Origin of the sequence: Shewanella aquimarina (assembly GCF_023349185.1) — a bacterium.
Taxonomy (GTDB): Bacteria; Pseudomonadota; Gammaproteobacteria; order Enterobacterales; family Shewanellaceae; genus Shewanella; species Shewanella aquimarina.
Genome location: NZ_JAKIKY010000005.1, coordinates 36,311 through 52,685, shown reverse-complemented (window position 1 = coordinate 52,685; position 16,375 = coordinate 36,311). Strand labels below are relative to the sequence as shown.

Sequence of the window (16,375 nt, the reverse complement as noted above, 5' to 3'; positions counted from 1 at the left end):
GATAGTTTACTACTGTCTTATAATGTTTATTAGACAGTTAAAAAATTACCAACTGTTTCACAGGTGTAACAATAGATGGATTTGAATCGTATTCAGATGTTCGCCCAGGTGGTGGACAAAGGCAGCTTCACCGCCGCAGCCAAGGCGATGGGACTCACCAAGGCGACGGTGAGCCGTAAGATCGCCGAGCTGGAGACTGATACCGGGGTGCAGCTCTTGTACCGCACCACCCGCGCCCTCAAGCTCACCGAGGCGGGAAGCATCTATTACAACAAGATACAGAGAATCCTGATGGATCTGCAGAGCGCGGAAGATCAACTCAGCGCCAGCCAAGAGACCATCAAGGGCAACCTGAAGATAGTCTGCCCCATAGAGCTGGGACAGCTGTTCTTCGGCCGTATCTTCGCCCGCTTCCTCGAGGCCAACCCAGGGATGACTCTGGAAGCCGAACTGACCAACCGTAAGGTCGATATGATAGAGGAAGGAATAGATATACTGTTTCAGATCTCAGATGTACACGACTCTCGGCTGCAATCCTACCGGATACTCAACACGGACAAATCTTTGGTAGCCAGTCCCTATTATCTGGCTCGTCATGGAATCCCCGCCACGCCGCAGGATCTAATCGACCACAAAGCGATTCGCCTAAAGTCGACTCACATTGACGGTGGCTGGACCCTGTTTGATGGCCAGCAATGGATCACCATAGAACCCGAGGCTCAGCTGACGGTCAACAATGTCACCCTGGCGCGGGAAGCCGCCATCGAAGGATTGGGAATCGCTACGGCGCCGACCCTTGTGGCTCAAGCCGCTATCGAAGAGGGGCAGCTGATAGCGCTGCTGACCGACTTTCCCATGGCGCAGACCGCCATTACCCTGAGTTTTCCCCGACGCGCCTACCTGCCGCGCAAATATCGCGCCTTTATCGAGTATATCTATCAGTCGCTATTCGACCGCAGGCCTGGCGAGATACTGGAGATCCCAGATTTCATCACCCCGCCTGAGCACTAGGGAGTTGTCGAGCCACAGTTTTGACAAAATAAGCAGCGGAGTCTGCAAAATCGTCGACAAAGCTGCTAACATTGGGCCAATTTTTTTCGCTTAAAGAGATATCGCAAGATGGGAAGAGCATACCAGAACCGCAAAGAATCTATGGCCAAAACGGCTGGGCAAAAGACGAGACTCTACTCTCGCTACGGCAAAGAACTCTATGTTTGCGCAAAGAACGGTGGCTTCGATCCTGACGGCAACCTGGCACTGCGCCATATGATCACCAAGGCTAAGAAAGATCAGGTTCCTGCTCATGTCATCGAACGCGCCCTGGAGAAAGCCAAGGGTGGCGGCGGTGAAGACTATGAAACTGCACGTTACGAAGGCTTTGGTCCCGGCGGCACCATGGTAATCGTCGACTGTCTGACCGACAACGGTAAGCGTACCTTTACCGAGGTGCGTCAGGCGTTCGTGAAAAACGATGCCAAGCTGGGCAGCCCTGGCACCGTTGGCCATATGTTCGATCATCAAGCGGTATTTGCCTTCAAGGGCGAAGATGAAGAGGCCGTACTTGAGGCCCTGATGATGGCCGACGTCGATGTCGCCGACATCGAAGTAGAAGATGGCATCATCAGCGTGTTCGCGCCAAACACAGAGTTTTACAAAGCGAAGACGGCCCTCAACGAAGCCTTCCCTGAGACAGAGCTGGAAGTAGAAGAGATCGCCTTCGTTCCTCAGACCATGACAGAGATCAGCGACCCTGAAGTGATCGCCCAGTTCGAGAAATTCCAGGCCGCCCTGGAAGACTGTGACGACGTACAAAACGTCTACCACAACGCCGATATCAAGGCATAAATTAAAGTTTAACAGGCTAACGCTATTAGCTTGTTCTGTTATAAAAGCGATTCGTAGCACTTGCGCACGAATCGCTTTTTTATTCCTATCCATTGTTATTTTTTTGACTTGTGCCAAGGGCTTGGCGCAAAGAGTGAGTACTCACTGCCCGGCCTATTAAACTTTATTAATACTTGCCTCTTTTGTATAACTTTCGGTGGACTTAGGCGTCTGTTCACCTATCCTTATAGCTGCACTGATTAAAATAAATAACCCCATCAAGCTGCCTGGCTCACCATCTACTCTCCTGGATGGCGGGCCGGGCATACTTGATAAACCAACATGACGAACGGGTAACCTATGAAGTATTCAAAATCGATTATCGCCATCACACTCACCAGCCTGCTTGCCGCCTGTGGTGGCAGCGATGATGCGCCAGAAACACCAGAGACAGGTGTCTTCAGCCTAGGTGTTTCGGATAACCCAGCCGATGCCAAAGTGGTGAATATCGCCTTCAAACAAGTAGTGCTTAAGGGTAACGGCGAGTCTCTGTCATTCGACGTATCCGAAGACGGTGAGCTGAAACACGTTGATCTACTGACGGTACAGGGTCAAGAAGTCGAAACTTTGGTTAGCGGCCAGTCTATCCCGGTCGGTGAATACCAGATGTGTATCTATATGCAGAACAGCGAAGTGGCTGACACCAACAGCTCTTATGTTAAGACCATAGATGACATGGATGCAGGCCTAGTCACCAACAGCAATGGTAGCTGCGGCGGCGTTGGCGCCGAAGAACCTGGTACGGGTCGCCTCTTCTTCAACAAGGCCTTCACCATCGCGGCAGGCGTGAACAACTTCGTCGCCGAGTTTAACCTCTCTCAGGGGCTACAGGCGCCTCACGGCAACAAGGACTACTGGACCCTTAAGCCTACAGCGGTACAGTTGGTCAACAACGCCGAAGTCGGTGCCATTCACGGCATGATCGACGCCAGTGTGATGGCAGACTGTGAAGCCGCCGCCGGTGGCTCTGAGTTCAGCCCGGCCGTCTATCTCTACCCAACGACAACCACACTGGAAAACATGCTGGATTTCCGCCTGGAAGCCGACATTGTCGACCCTCAGGTAGCACCTATCGCCTCGGCACGTGTTAACCCTGTTACCGACGAAACCGAGACGGTGACTGGCTATGAGTATGAGTTTGGCTTCGTTGCCGCGGCTAACTACAGCCTAGGTTACACCTGCCTGGCACAGAACGATGATCCAGAAGTGGCCAACGGCGCAGATGATGTTGAGGCACCTTTCTTCATCCATGTGGATGAGCAAGACGTCACCGTCACCCAAGGTGCAACGACTGAGCGTGACTTCGAGGCCGCCGCAGTGACTCCTGCACCTTAAGTTAGACTTAAACAGACAGCAAAAAGGCACTCATTAGAGTGCCTTTTTTATTAACTAGAATGTGCTAACTCGATGTTATGAGCAGCAATCTCGGCGCCACCAATTTTTCGGCAGCTTGGCCAGCAATACCTTAAGCATCAAAATTGCCAGTATGATCCCCGAGGCATTTACCACCAGGGAAGGCAACAGGTTATGCTGCTCACCCACCTGCGGCATCACCTCAAAACCGAAGGTCGCCACCAGGTAATTCACCAGGACTCCCGCGATCAGGGCCACACCCAAGACACCACCGAGATAACCATAGAGGGCGCGCTTACCCAATTCCTTGGTCACCACCCCCAGGGTTGCGATATTCGTCGCAGGGCCCGCCAGCATGAAAACCAGCACGGCACCTGGCGATACCCCGGCCAGCAACAGGCCCGCAGCAATCGGTGTCGATGCCGTGGCGCAAATATACATGGGCACAGAAATAAGCACCATCACCAGCATGGCCAAGATGCCATCGCCCCACTTGGCCATGAAGTCCCCCGGCACATAGGTCTGCACCAGTGCCGCAAAGAAGAGGCCGATCAGCAGCCAGACTGTAGTGTCACGCACCAGATCAGTCGCCGCATAGTGCAGGCCCTTACCCATGCGCGCTAGCACCGAGGTGCCCTTAAGCTCGCTGGCGACATCTTTGGTGGACTCGCAGCAGCTCTCACCCGAAGACTGGCTGGTGTTCTGCTTGTCTGTGCTAGTACTCGAGCAGCATGAGCTAGCCGCCTTCACCTCTTGCTTACTGCTACAACATGAGCTGACTGGCTTTGGCTCGGGGGCCGCCTTGCTGGCGCAGCATGAACCGCTCGTGGACTTAACCGCCTCAGTTTTAACCAATGCTACAGGCTTAACCACCGAATCTGAGCTCACGGGGCGCATCATCATGGGCGAGGCATCCGCCGTCATGCGCACAGGCGCACTCGGCTTGTCGCCACAGCAACCGGATGTCACTTGTTTTACAACTGGCTTCTCGGCAGGCTTGCTACCGCTGCAGCAGCTTGCCGTTGCTTTGGTTGCCTTCTCTGTCATGCGCTGATTCGAACTCGCCTGAGCCATCTCCTCGATCTGACCTTTATCATCGTCACGTCCCACCAGCAGGCCGGCGACAATGGCGCTGGTGACCGCGGCTATGGGTCTGACAACCGCCATGAAGGGCCCGAGCAGCACGTAGGAGACGCTCACAGAATCGATGCCCGTCTCAGGGGTCGACACCAAGAATGAGGTGGTGGCGGCCTTAGAGGCGCCCGAGCGGCGCAGGCCGACGGCGGCGGGGATCACGCCGCAGGAGCACAGTGGTAGAGGCGCGCCTAACACGGCCGCCTTGATGGTGGTCTTCACCCCATGACCGCCCAGCTGCTTCTGCATCCAGGTCATGGGCACAAACATCTTCAACATACCGGCAAGCACCAACCCCAGCAGCAGCCAGGGCGCGGAATCGAGAAAGAGATCGATAAAATTAGATAACAACATAGGTTAACCCTTTAGCTTACAACTGGTTTTATATTCGGTTTCGCCGTGATCATGGCTGTGGTTCTCACACTTCACCTCGACGTTAGACTCGAGCGCCTCAAGGATGGAGCAGTGTTCGGCGCTCTCCGGCCCTCCGCAACAGGCATCGGATAACCGCTGTAGGGAGACGCGAAAATGGTTCAGCTCGGCAATCTTCTCTTCCACATTGGCCAGCTTGATATCCACCATTCCCTTCACGTCGGCGCAGGCCCAATTGGATTTGTCCAGATCGATAGATAACAGCTCGGTGATCTCCGACAGGGTGAAGCCCACCGCCTTGGCCCGCAGAATGAAGCGCAGACGCTCGGCGTCCTGTTCTGTGTAGAGTCGATAACCCGACTCGCTGCGCATCGACGGCGACAACAAGCCATGTTTCTCATAGAAACGCAGGGTATCGGCCTTGACCTCACACTCTTTGGCTAACTCTCCAATACGAAACATCTTGCCTCCACGGCGCCTTTTTCATTGCGATAGTGCCAGTATAAACCTTAGAGTTAAATCTAAGGTCAAGGGTTATTCTGCCGTAAATTGCAATCTGTTGCTTGTTCGCCATGGCGTATTGTGAAATCGCACAGAAAAAAACAGCATGGCACACAGTTTTACGGTAAAATACGCGCGCCGCGATGGGGAGTTAAAAAATTGAGGGGCTTTTGGAAAGCAATACGCCCGGGTTAGTTGGCACTAACTGTTCTGTTTTCCGAAAGATCCTTAAAATAACCACTGGACCCTGTACCTAAAATGAATAATGCCAGACCTATTCGTCGCGCGCTGTTAAGCGTTTCTGATAAAACCGGAATCCTGGAGTTTGCACAAGCCCTGCACGCTCAAGGTGTTGAACTGCTATCTACCGGCGGCACAGCCCGTCTGTTAGCAGACAACGGTGTGCCTGTCATTGAAGTCTCTGACTACACAGGCCATCCTGAGATCATGGACGGCCGTGTAAAGACCCTGCACCCTAAAGTGCACGGCGGCATCCTCGGCCGTCGCGGTATCGATGAGATCGTGATGGAACAGAACGCCATTAAGCCTATCGATCTGGTTGCCGTTAACCTCTACCCCTTTGCCGAAACTGTGGCCAAAGAAGGCTGTACCCTGGCCGACGCCGTAGAAAACATCGACATTGGCGGCCCGACTATGGTGCGCTCTACCGCTAAGAACCACAAAGACACCACCATTATCGTTAACGCCAAAGACTATGATCGCGTGATCCAAGAGATGCAGGCCAACCAGGGCAGCACCTCGCTGGAGACGCGTTTCGATCTGGCTATCGCCGCCTTCGAACACACGGCCGCCTACGATGGCATGATCGCCAACTACTTCGGCACCCAAGTGCCACCGCACGCGGTGAATAGGGTACCGGCGCACAGCCAAGACGAATGCCACCAGGACTCTAAGTTCCCGCGCACCTACAACACTCAGTTGGTGAAGAAGCAAGATCTGCGTTACGGCGAAAACAGCCACCAGAGCGCCGCCTTCTATGTGGATCTCAACATAGACGAAGCCTCGGTTGCCAGCGCGACTCAGCTACAGGGTAAGGCACTGTCTTACAACAACATCGCCGATACCGATGCGGCGCTGGAATGCGTTAAAGAGTTCAGCGAGCCAGCCTGTGTTATCGTCAAGCATGCCAACCCTTGTGGCGTCGCCATCGGCAAGGATCTGCTCGAGGCATACAACCGCGCCTACCAGACCGACCCAACCTCAGCCTTCGGCGGTATCATCGCCTTCAACGGTGAGTTGGATGCCGAGACCGCCAGCGCCATCGTCGAGCGTCAGTTTGTCGAGGTGATCATCGCACCAGTCGTTAGCCAGGCGGCACGCGACGTGGTGGCAGCCAAGGCCAATGTTCGTCTGCTGGAGTGCGGTCATTGGACTAGCAAGACCCGCAGCCTGGACTACAAGCGCGTCAACGGCGGCCTGCTGATCCAAGACAGAGACCAGGGCATGGTCGAGATGAGCGATATCAAGGTAGTGACCAAGCGTCAGCCTACCGAAGCCGAGATGAAAGATCTCATGTTCTGCTGGAAGGTGGCCAAGTTCGTTAAGTCTAACGCCATCGTCTACGCCAAAGACAGCATGACAATCGGTGTGGGCGCCGGCCAGATGAGCCGCGTCTACAGCGCCAAGGTGGCCGGTATCAAGGCTGCCGATGAGAACCTGGAAGTCGTAGGTTCTGTCATGGCATCCGATGCCTTCTTCCCGTTCCGCGATGGCATAGATGCCGCGGCGGCCGCCGGTATCAGCTGCATCATCCAGCCGGGCGGTTCGATTCGCGATGAAGAGATCATCGCAGCCGCCGACGAGCATGGTATGGCCATGGTATTCACTGGCATGCGTCACTTCCGTCATTAATTTGCTTTCGCGCCTGGGTCACAAGCCCGGGCGCCGTTTTAAGGATATAGCATGAACGTATTAGTAATAGGTAGCGGCGGACGCGAACACGCCCTGGCCTGGAAGGCCGCCAAGTCACCGCTAGTCGAGAAAGTCTTCGTGGCGCCGGGCAACGCCGGTACAGAAATGGAGCCTAAGCTTGAAAACGTTTCGATTGCCGTCGAAGCCGTCTCTGAGCTGGTAAGCTTCGCCAAGGAGCAGGCGATCGAGCTGACTATCGTCGGCCCTGAAGTACCGCTGTCATTAGGCGTGGTCGATGCCTTCAACGAAGCTAAGCTACCTATCTTCGGTCCAACCCAAGGTGCGGCGCAGCTAGAGTCTTCTAAGGCGTTCACCAAGGACTTCCTGGCCCGTCACAACATTCCGACAGCGGCCTACTCGAACTTCACCGAGATCGAGCCTGCCAAGGTTTACGTTACCGAAGTCACCGCCAACACTGGCTTCCCCATCGTCATCAAGGCCGACGGCCTAGCGGCGGGTAAAGGGGTGATCATCGCCCAGGATCAGGCCGAAGCCGATGCGGCTATCGAAGATATGCTGGCCGGCAACAAGTTTGGCGAGGCCGGTTCTCGCGTGGTGATCGAGGAGTTCCTGAAAGGCGAAGAAGCCAGCTTCATCGTCATGGTCGATGGCAAGAATATTCTGGCCATGGCCAGCAGCCAGGATCATAAGGCCAGAGACAATGGTGACAACGGTCCGAACACGGGCGGCATGGGCGCCTACTCTCCGGCGCCAGTGGTGACACAAGCGGTTCACGACTGGACTGTTGAAAACGTCATTCGTCCAACCGTAGATGGCATGGCTGCTGAAGGAAATGTCTACACAGGTTTCCTCTACGCCGGTCTGATGATCGCACCAGATGGCAGCGCCAAGGTACTGGAATACAACTGCCGCTTCGGCGACCCTGAGACCCAGCCTATCATGATGCGTCTTCAGTCAGATCTGGTCGAACTCTGCCTGGCCGCCACCCGTGGCGAGCTGGACAAGGTGACCGCCGAGTTCGACAGCCGCGCCGCCGTAGGTGTGGTGATGGCCGCCGGTGGCTACCCAGATGCCTATCGCAAACACGATGTGATCGAGGGACTAAGCCTGGGCGGTGATGATGCCAAGGTATTCCACGCGGGCACCAGCATGAAGGATGGCCATGTGGTCACCAACGGTGGGCGCGTGTTATGCGCAACAGCATTAGGTAACACTGTTACTGAAGCACAAAAATCCGCCTACGCCTTAGTTGATGCAATTCACTGGGATGATGTCTATTTCCGTACCGATATCGCCTATCGAGCTATCGCCCGGGAAAACGAGCAGACCTAATACCCACAAAGGGATATTCATGGAAAGTTGAGATCTACATCACGCTCAGTTTTCATGCAATAAAATCGCATAAAAGCACCTATATTCCTTAAGGGTATTAGGTGCTTTTTATACGACTCAATAAGTTAACAGCGAATCCCGAATCATGTATTAAAAATAGCCTGAATACATTATTTCCATACAGCAAAAGCCACAACATTAGCATAATTCAATATTTTACCCTCATATTGCAGCAGAATATTCACATCTGTATACTCGCCGCCTCTGTTTTTTAAGCTGGAGGCTTAATGAGATACTTCATCCTGTTGTCCACCCTTTTACTCACCGCTTGTGGCGGAGGCGACTCGGACAGTCCTGTACCGCAAGCCGAAAAACTAGCGCACCCTGGCATTCAAATTCAGGAACTGGTGCAAACCTATGCGCCAGATCAGCGCCTCACCCCAGCCATCACGGGCAAGTTAGGCAGCATCAGCTATCAATTGGTTAACGGCGCCCCAGCCGATGTGGTCAAGATCTCTGCCGACAAGCAACATCTCGCTATCCTCAATGCCGGCACCACAGAACTGATCGCCACAGATAGCGGCAACAGCCAGACCAAGCCTGTCAGCCAACGTTTTAGCATCAGCATCAATAAGGCTCCTCGCTCGCCGCTACTGACTAACGACATCAGTCAGGGCTATGTCGCCGGCGCCCAGCTCTCACCTAGCATCGGCGGTGTCAAAGGCACCCTCAGTCTCTCTCTAGCGGAGAATCAGTCTACTGACGTGGTATCTATCGATGCCCAGGGCAAACTCACCGTTATCGGCAGTGGCAGCGTTAACCTGCTCGCTAAGGACGATGGCGGGCGTAACTACCAGGCTGATACCCGTGAGTTTAAGGTCAGCATCTCGCTAGCCGAGACAGCCTTTGCGACTTATCAGGCGATCACCAACAAGCCGCTGATCTTTGGCGGCCAGCTAGTGCCCGTCTACAGCGGCACACCCACCACAGAGGCCCACTACCAGCTGGTTGCTGGTGCCGATACTCAAGTCGTTCAGGTACACCCCACCACAGGGGCGATGAACATTCTGGGCGCCGGTGAGACCCAGGTTGAGGTGCAACAAGTTGCGCCGGCCAACCATACACAGGTACCGGTTCAGCGCTTTAGCGTGCAAATCGACAAGGCGCAGAATCTGGCCTTCAAGGCGAGCGATGTGACCACACGTTTCGATGCCGAGAAGACGGCTAGCTTCGATGTCACCGGTGTCCAGGGTAAGCTGCACTACGCCATCAAGGCGGGCGCGGCCGAGGATGTCATCAGCATCACAGATGCCGAGCAAGGTGAGTTTAGCTTCCAGGGCGTCGGCGAAACTGAGGTTGAGGTAACCGACGCCGGTAACCACAACTACCTGAGTGCGACTCGCACCTTCAAGGTCAAGGTCGAGGCGATGATCGCCAGCTCGCTGCAGGCGCTCAATGTCGACAGCCAATATCAGGCCAATCAGACGCTGTCGCCACAAGTTACCGGTGCCAAGGGCACCCTAAGTTACCGCCTAACCGCCACCAGTGCCACAGATGTAGTCACACTAGACAGCAAAACCGGCCATATGCAGGTATTGAAGCCAGGCACTGTAGAGGTGATTGTTACCGACGATGGCGGCGAGCTGTGGACGAGTCAAACGCAGCAATTTACCGTCTCCATAGACAAACAAGACAATGACCTGTTCGTCGTGGAAAATAGCCGTGTGGACTTTGCCGCTAACGCGCCCTTCGTCCCTCAACCTAGCCATAGTCAGGGCCAGGTAAGCTACCAGGTAGACAATGGTGGCGACGGCGTTTTCAGCCAGGATGCCAATACCAAGGCTATCACTATTGTGGGTGCCGGCCGCGGCTGGATCACAGCAACCGATGCGGGCAATGAGTTTTATCATCCGGCCAGCAGCCGATTCTTCGTCGACGTGGCGCCGCTAAACGGTAGCCTGCAGATCTCCTCTGTGCGCAGCCAATATGCACCGAATAAGACGCTAACCATTCCACTAACGGGCGCCATCGGCAGCCTGAGTCTGAAGCTACATAGCGGTCAGAGTGATGTGGTCAGTGTCGACCTAGCCAACAAGACACTGACGGTTAAGAACGCGGGCAGCGTAACCTACATAGTGACAGACAGCGGCGACGCCGGTCATGTGCCACAAAGCGCCGAGCTGAATGTGGTGATCGACAAGGGCAGCGAAAACCCTGAGCTAAAACTTGGCTCACAGTTGCTCAGCACAGTCTACGATCCGAGTACTCGCCTCAATGCTCCGGCCATCAGCGGCCGCGGCGTCGACAGCCAGATTAGCTACTATGCCGATATTGCCTCGAGCAAGGTGGTGAGTCTCGACCAGACCAGCGGTGAGATGACGGTGCTGGCGGCCGGCATGGCTAAGGTCACGGTTATAGAGCAGAGCCGTAACTATGAAAGAACCCGGCGCGACTTTAACGTCAGCGTGGCCAAGGCGGTTCACCCAGGCCTCAGCCTGGATGAGATCACTCAATCAGTGGTCTACTACCCGGACCGCAAGGTGTTACCGCCAGAGTTTACCAACGCCTTTGGTAACCTCACCTATGCCTTCGGCCTACAGGTATCTCCCGAGTATGCCGAGCTCACCTCGACGGGCGAACTCACCCTGCATGCCTATCCACGTTCTGGCGATAACGACTACTTCGACATCATAGTCACCGACGATGGCGGCAACAATTATCAGAGCACCAGCCTGAACTACAAGCTGTTCCTCAAGGATATCGAGCCAGGCCTTGGCGAAGAAGCCAGCCTGACCTTCGATGGCAGCGAGCTGCAGCTAGTCTCTCCGGCAGAGGTTGCCGCAGGCGATGTCACCTACTTCACCGCCATCGGCGGGCGCAGCGATGCCGTAAGTAAGGATGGCGACGATGAACTGAGTGGCGGCTATACCACTATGCTGACTCAGGTGTGTACCGACCCTGACAATTACAAGGGCTGCACCTTTATCACCCTGAGGCTGCAAAACACCAGCCTGTGCAGTGATGGCAGTCGAGTCGCCTATCCGCTGGCTTCCAGCAGTCGCTACACCTGCCCAGGCCTGAGCCAGCCGGTCAGTTCAGAGGTCAGCGTCAGTATGCATAGCGAGGATCCTTACAACGCCTGGTTCGTTAATCCAGGACGTTTTAAGACCCTCAAGCCTATCGTAGTGACTCATTTTGCCAAGCCATATCGCAGCGGCGACATGGTAGAGGCAGGCGACGTTCAGGCCAGAGCCTGGTGGCTGATCAACCTGGATATCACCAAAGAATAAGCTCGACTTTACTCCTTACACAAAAAAGCCCAGTTTAGACTGGGCTTTTTTTATTGCTCTTCTGCTTTTACCTGAGATATTAGGAGCTAAGACAGTCCTTAGCGAATCTAATCAATGTCCTGAGGCGATCGCCTTGCGGGCGATCTTATCGATAAGCCCAGGTGCGACTATCTTAAACCAACGACCTAATCGTCCCCGCAGCGAGGTGATTAGCAGCCGCTTGCGCCCGGCAATCGCAGGCAACATCATCTGGGCACACTGCTCGGCGGTGATGATCTTAGCCTCCTGCATAGGGCTCTTGCCCAGCGGCTTCCCCTTACCGTCCAGCGCCCGTTTATGGATCTCAGACACCACGAAATCGGGGCAGATATGGGTCACGGCCACATCATGCTCGGCCAGCTCGATACGCAGCGAGTCGAAGAAGCCCATCACCGCATGTTTAGAGGCGCTGTAACCACTGCGAGTCGGCACGCCGGTTAATCCCGCCACCGAGGCCACCACCACGATTTGGCCACGACTGGCCTTGAGATGTGGCAAGGCATAATGGGTCAGCATCGCGGGGGCCAGGTAGTTGACTCGCATCACCCGCTCTAAGATGGCGAGATCTTCGAGGTCTTCGAAACGCGACCACATGGTCATGCCGGCATTGTTGACCAGGATATCCAAGCGGCCGAAATGAGCCACACAGGTATCGATGAGGGTGCGACAGGCAAAGGCATCTGTCACATCGGCGGGAACGACCAGGGGCGGCACGCTGGCGATGGACGAGAGCTCCTGCTGCAGGGAGTGCAGTCGCCCCTGACTGCGGGCGGTGAGCACCAGGCGACATCCCAGGGGCGCCATCGCCTTGGCCAAGGCTCTGCCAATTCCCTCTGAGGCCCCCGTGATGATAACGACCTTGTTGGCTAAAGTTTGCATCTAAGACCTAAGGTATGAATAAATGGATAGGCTCCAAATTCACACACTTAGCCCGAAAGCACAAGCCTTAAGGCCAGGTGGCTAGGCTCGGTGGCTAAAGGACTAGGCCATCAGCCGATGCACATTGTCCAGCGGTGCTGTGAGGTATTGATCTAGGCTCTTGGGGCGACCGATGGCATAGCCTTGGGCATAGTTGATGCCGATCGACTCTAGCCTGTCGATGATCTCCTGATTCTCCACAAACTCGGCCACCGTCTCTATGCCCATCACGCGGCAGACATCGTGTATCGATTTGACGATGGCATAGTCCTTGGCATTGCTGGCAAGCGACTTGATGAAGCAGCCGTCGATCTTCACATAGTTCACCGGCAGCTCCCGCAGATAGCCGTATGACGCAAAGCCGGTACCGAAATCGTCCAGGGCGAAGGAGAAGCCCTGTTTCTTCAGCTGATTGAGCATCTCCATCGCCCGGTTACGATTCTGAATCGCACTGGTCTCGGTGATCTCGAAACAGATACACTGGCTGGGGATGGCGAAACGCTCCAGTTGGGCGATGATATAGTCCACCATGCCCTCGGCCCCCAGGCTGTTGGCCGAGAGGTTGATCGACAGACAGTGATCTCCCCACAGCTCCTCGTGCAAGGATAGCCAGAGGAAGGTCTTACGTATCACCTCTTTATCGACATCTGTCATCAGCTTGAAGCGCTCGGCCGCGGCAATAAACTGTGCCGGGGCTAGGATACGCCCACAGGGCTCCTGGATACGCAGCAACACCTCCATACGCTTCTTACCCTGAGGCCCGAGGGCCTTGATGGGCTGATAGTAGAGCAGTAGCTCGTTGTGTTCGATCGCCTGGGCGATACGCACCGCCCATTTGGGGGCATTACGCTGATAGGTGAGCTCCTTGTCCTTGTCATCATAGAAATGCACCTGATTGCTGCCCTTGCGCTTGGCGGCGATACAGGCGATATCGGCATCTTTGAGTAGCTCAAGCGGATTGATATAGGGCGCCCTGGCCAGTGCCACTCCGGCACTGATCCCCACATGATAATGGCAGCCGTGATGCTCCATCACCTGTTTGCCGACGGCGTCGATGATCTGTTTCACCTGCTGTGCCAGTGCCACCACCCCCAGATCTTTCAGCGCCAGACCAAATTCGTCGCCCCCCAATCGGGCCAACAGACCCTGTCCACTCAGGCTGGCCTGAATCGCCTTGGATACCATCTTCAACATGGCATCGCCGGCGTTGTGGCCGCAGGAGTCGTTGATAAGCTTAAACTGCTCCAGGTCGAAATAGCAGATCGCCAGAGTCTGGGCATCCTCGGCAAACGCCTGTAGGCGCTCCTCGAAGGCGCAGCGGTTGAGCAGTCCGGTGACATTATCATAGTTGGCCCTGCGTCTGAGCTGATGCTTGAGCAGCTCCTCCTGGGTGATATCCCGCAGCACGATCACAGTGCCGATGATCTTGTTATTCGGCCCCTTGAGGTTACTGATGCTACGCTCCATCAGCCTGGGGGTATGACTGGTAAACTTGACCTTGCTCAGCAGGGGCGTCGCCGTGCCACTCGCCATGAAGGCAAACAGCGACTGATTTAGCTCGGGTTCGCTGCGAAACACCTTATCCAGGTTCATCCCCACCGCAGACTCGGCCTTCACCTTGAGCAGACGCTCCGCCTGGGGATTGAGGTAGATCACCTTGGCCCAGCTATCGGTCAAGATCACCGCCTCGGCAATCGCCTCCAGGGTGATCTTGGAGCGCTCCTTCTGCTGGAAGATACGCGCCAGCAAACTGTTGACCTGTTCGGAGATCACCATAAATTCCGAGGTGCCTTTAGCCCGGATCGGTTGATAGGTCTTCGCCGTCGGATCTACCCGCGAGAGCTGACGCAATAGCAGCTTGAGGGGATCGACCACCCCATGACGCAGCCAGAGGTAGCCCATCAAAAGAAGCAGCAGGCTGATGCCGCCGATAAGGTACACCAGAGTTGCCGGAGCACTATCTAACTGACTGACAGGCAGTTTAAGCTCGATATCCAGCAGCAAGGAGTGCTGACCAAGCAGGCTTGGCACCTCCAGGGTCACACGCTGCGGCGAGGGCTGCCCCAGCAGCGTCGGCGCAACGCTCGCCAGTCTCAGCCCCGCCATCGAGGAGTCGGCCTCATAATATTCGAACAGTTGATTATCAACCCGACGGACCATCAACAGGCGTCGACTATCGGATAGCGGGAGCACGCAGGCCAGAAAGCCTTGCTTCCCCTGAAGCAGAAAACCGGTACGAACGCCATCGAGCATCAGGAGCTCGCGGCGCAGTGAGGCGAGGTCCAATGCCTGGGTTTCCGGGCTGAGATCACCAAAGGGCGTGATACCCGTCTCTTGCACTGTGTAGAGGCTGACATGGGCAGATAAGGACATGGCTTGCCAGGTCGCCGACAGGCTCTGGCGCTGCTCGGCGGGCAAGAGTGCCATAGGGACGCCGTAGAGCTGGGCCAACATCTCAAACTGCGCGAGATCTTCCTCGAGATGGTGGGCGATATTCTGCTGCGCACGCTGACTCACGTCCTGGTGCAGTTCGCTCAGGCGAAGCTCATACCAGGCATTTAACCCATAGGAGATGGCCATGATGGCGGGCAGGCAGAAGCCGGCCACAAAAACCACAATTTTCTTGCTAATGCGCATCTTGTTTCTGAGCCATCCTATCGGGGTCGCTTATAGGGCTATGTTCGAATCGGCGAGGAAAATACCCTATTTGTCCTAGGGTTTAAACCGCCTGGCGACTGCCCGTTGCAAAACTAGCCAATAGCCTGCCTGCGGCGAACGGCCGCCGCATTGACTTAGCGCAGGAATTGACGATTGAGACGTAAATCAAAGCGTAAATTGAGAGCCAGTTCACCGCCCGAGAGCAGTTGTGAAACTTTTGTGATAATTTGGCGATACTTAAGTGATCTCCTGAGGCCATGCTTGAGATACAAGTCTTAATGTCCATCAGGAGAAACCTCATGACCCTACGCAAAGTCACCGCCGGCCTACTATTAGCTGGCTTAGTCGCCACACCTGTCGGCGCCGCCGAACTCACCATCAGCATCAGCAACCTCACCCATGGCAACCACTTCACTCCGGTCCTAATTGCCGCCCACGATGCGCAGATGCACCTGTTCCAGGCGGGCGAGCCTGCCACGAGTGCGCTACAGAAGATGGCGGAAGGAGGCGACATCGCCGATCTCGCCGCCATGGTCGATGCAGCCAATGGTGTCACCCTGTCTAATCCGGCGGCCGGCCTGATGGCGCCTGGACAAAAGGTCGAAAGCATCACCTTAGACAGCCAGGCCATGACCCATCTGTCGCTGGTTGCCATGATACTCCCCACCAACGACGCCTTCGTCGGCTTAGATGGCTGGGAAATTCCAACCACTCCCGGCACCTATAGCCTGACTCTCAACGCCTATGACGCCGGCACAGAGGCAAACGATGAGATCATCAATGGCGGCGGCATGCCAGGCACTCCAGGGATCCCTGCGGCGCCGGGTGGCGATGGCGGCAGCAATGGTAGCGGTGTGGCCGACACCAGCGCCAACGACAAGGTTCATATCCATCCCGGCGTCTTAGGCGATACAGATCCGGCAGGCGGCATGAGCGATCTCGACAGCCGGGTCCACCGCTGGCTCAACCCGGTCGCCCACGTCAGCATCACAGTGAAATAG

General features: G+C 55.5%; 11 protein-coding genes. 7 read left to right on the top strand and 4 right to left on the bottom strand.

Annotated features, from left to right (window positions below):
• The first annotated feature begins 75 nt into the window (after window positions 1–75).
• The 3 genes from L2731_RS07590 to L2731_RS07580 all read left to right on the top strand — a co-directional run bounded on the left by L2731_RS07590 (window position 76) and on the right by L2731_RS07580 (window position 3,219).
• A complete protein-coding gene (locus L2731_RS07590) occupies window positions 76–1,011 on the top strand; it encodes a LysR family transcriptional regulator (protein ID WP_249252535.1) in 936 nt (311 codons plus the stop codon).
• A 108-nt stretch (window positions 1,012–1,119) separates the two neighbouring features.
• On the top strand, window positions 1,120–1,845 hold the full coding sequence (locus L2731_RS07585) for a YebC/PmpR family DNA-binding transcriptional regulator (RefSeq protein WP_239854012.1): 726 nt from the start codon (window positions 1,120–1,122) through the stop codon (window positions 1,843–1,845).
• Window positions 1,846–2,184: 339 nt separating this feature from the next.
• Window positions 2,185–3,219, top strand: coding sequence for a DUF4382 domain-containing protein (locus L2731_RS07580; protein ID WP_249252534.1), 1,035 nt, complete (start codon window positions 2,185–2,187; stop codon window positions 3,217–3,219).
• Window positions 3,220–3,294: 75 nt separating this feature from the next.
• Here L2731_RS07580 and L2731_RS07575 read toward each other — a convergent pair whose 3' ends face one another.
• Both L2731_RS07575 and zntR read right to left on the bottom strand, forming a co-directional pair.
• A complete protein-coding gene (locus tag L2731_RS07575) occupies window positions 3,295–4,725 on the bottom strand; it encodes an SO_0444 family Cu/Zn efflux transporter (RefSeq protein WP_249252533.1) in 1,431 nt (476 codons plus the stop codon).
• Between the two features lie 3 nt (window positions 4,726–4,728).
• On the bottom strand, window positions 4,729–5,205 hold the full coding sequence (gene zntR, locus L2731_RS07570) for a Zn(2+)-responsive transcriptional regulator (protein ID WP_249252532.1): 477 nt from the start codon (window positions 5,203–5,205) through the stop codon (window positions 4,729–4,731).
• A gap of 297 nt (window positions 5,206–5,502) precedes the next feature.
• Here zntR and purH point away from each other — a divergent pair, with 297 nt between their 5' ends.
• The 3 genes from purH to L2731_RS07555 all read left to right on the top strand — a co-directional run bounded on the left by purH (window position 5,503) and on the right by L2731_RS07555 (window position 11,759).
• The gene (gene purH, locus L2731_RS07565) at window positions 5,503–7,116 is read left to right on the top strand and encodes a bifunctional phosphoribosylaminoimidazolecarboxamide formyltransferase/IMP cyclohydrolase (protein WP_249252531.1); all 1,614 of its coding nucleotides are present in this window, start codon (window positions 5,503–5,505) and stop codon (window positions 7,114–7,116) included.
• A gap of 51 nt (window positions 7,117–7,167) precedes the next feature.
• Window positions 7,168–8,469 carry a phosphoribosylamine--glycine ligase gene (gene purD, locus L2731_RS07560; RefSeq protein WP_249252530.1) on the top strand — a complete coding sequence of 434 codons (1,302 nt, stop codon included), beginning with the start codon at window positions 7,168–7,170 and terminating at the stop codon, window positions 8,467–8,469.
• Between the two features lie 287 nt (window positions 8,470–8,756).
• Window positions 8,757–11,759, top strand: coding sequence for a hypothetical protein (locus L2731_RS07555; RefSeq protein WP_249252529.1), 3,003 nt, complete (start codon window positions 8,757–8,759; stop codon window positions 11,757–11,759).
• 111 nt (window positions 11,760–11,870) lie between these two features.
• On the opposite strand, the gene L2731_RS07550 is transcribed toward L2731_RS07555, so the two are convergent.
• Complete coding sequence (locus tag L2731_RS07550; protein ID WP_249252528.1) at window positions 11,871–12,677, bottom strand: SDR family oxidoreductase; 807 nt, start codon at window positions 12,675–12,677, stop codon at window positions 11,871–11,873.
• A gap of 102 nt (window positions 12,678–12,779) precedes the next feature.
• Window positions 12,780–15,353, bottom strand: a complete 2,574-nt coding sequence (locus L2731_RS07545; RefSeq protein WP_249252526.1) for a sensor domain-containing protein — start codon at window positions 15,351–15,353, stop codon at window positions 12,780–12,782.
• 320 nt (window positions 15,354–15,673) lie between these two features.
• Here L2731_RS07545 and L2731_RS07540 point away from each other — a divergent pair, with 320 nt between their 5' ends.
• Window positions 15,674–16,375 carry a spondin domain-containing protein gene (locus L2731_RS07540; RefSeq protein WP_249252524.1) on the top strand — a complete coding sequence of 234 codons (702 nt, stop codon included), beginning with the start codon at window positions 15,674–15,676 and terminating at the stop codon, window positions 16,373–16,375.

Bases quoted from the DNA above. Each gene is read 5' to 3' on its own strand.
- L2731_RS07550 (WP_249252528.1), bottom strand. From the start codon at position 12,677: ATGCAAACTTTAGCCAACAAGGTCGTTATCATCACGGGGGCCTCAGAG.
- purD (WP_249252530.1), top strand. From the start codon at position 7,168: ATGAACGTATTAGTAATAGGTAGCGGCGGACGCGAACACGCCCTGGCC.
- purH (WP_249252531.1), top strand. From the start codon at position 5,503: ATGAATAATGCCAGACCTATTCGTCGCGCGCTGTTAAGCGTTTCTGAT.
- zntR (WP_249252532.1), bottom strand. From the start codon at position 5,205: ATGTTTCGTATTGGAGAGTTAGCCAAAGAGTGTGAGGTCAAGGCCGAT.
- L2731_RS07555 (WP_249252529.1), top strand. From the start codon at position 8,757: ATGAGATACTTCATCCTGTTGTCCACCCTTTTACTCACCGCTTGTGGC.
- L2731_RS07540 (WP_249252524.1), top strand. From the start codon at position 15,674: ATGACCCTACGCAAAGTCACCGCCGGCCTACTATTAGCTGGCTTAGTC.
- L2731_RS07585 (WP_239854012.1), top strand. From the start codon at position 1,120: ATGGGAAGAGCATACCAGAACCGCAAAGAATCTATGGCCAAAACGGCT.
- L2731_RS07545 (WP_249252526.1), bottom strand. From the start codon at position 15,353: ATGCGCATTAGCAAGAAAATTGTGGTTTTTGTGGCCGGCTTCTGCCTG.
- L2731_RS07590 (WP_249252535.1), top strand. From the start codon at position 76: ATGGATTTGAATCGTATTCAGATGTTCGCCCAGGTGGTGGACAAAGGC.
- L2731_RS07575 (WP_249252533.1), bottom strand. From the start codon at position 4,725: ATGTTGTTATCTAATTTTATCGATCTCTTTCTCGATTCCGCGCCCTGG.
- L2731_RS07580 (WP_249252534.1), top strand. From the start codon at position 2,185: ATGAAGTATTCAAAATCGATTATCGCCATCACACTCACCAGCCTGCTT.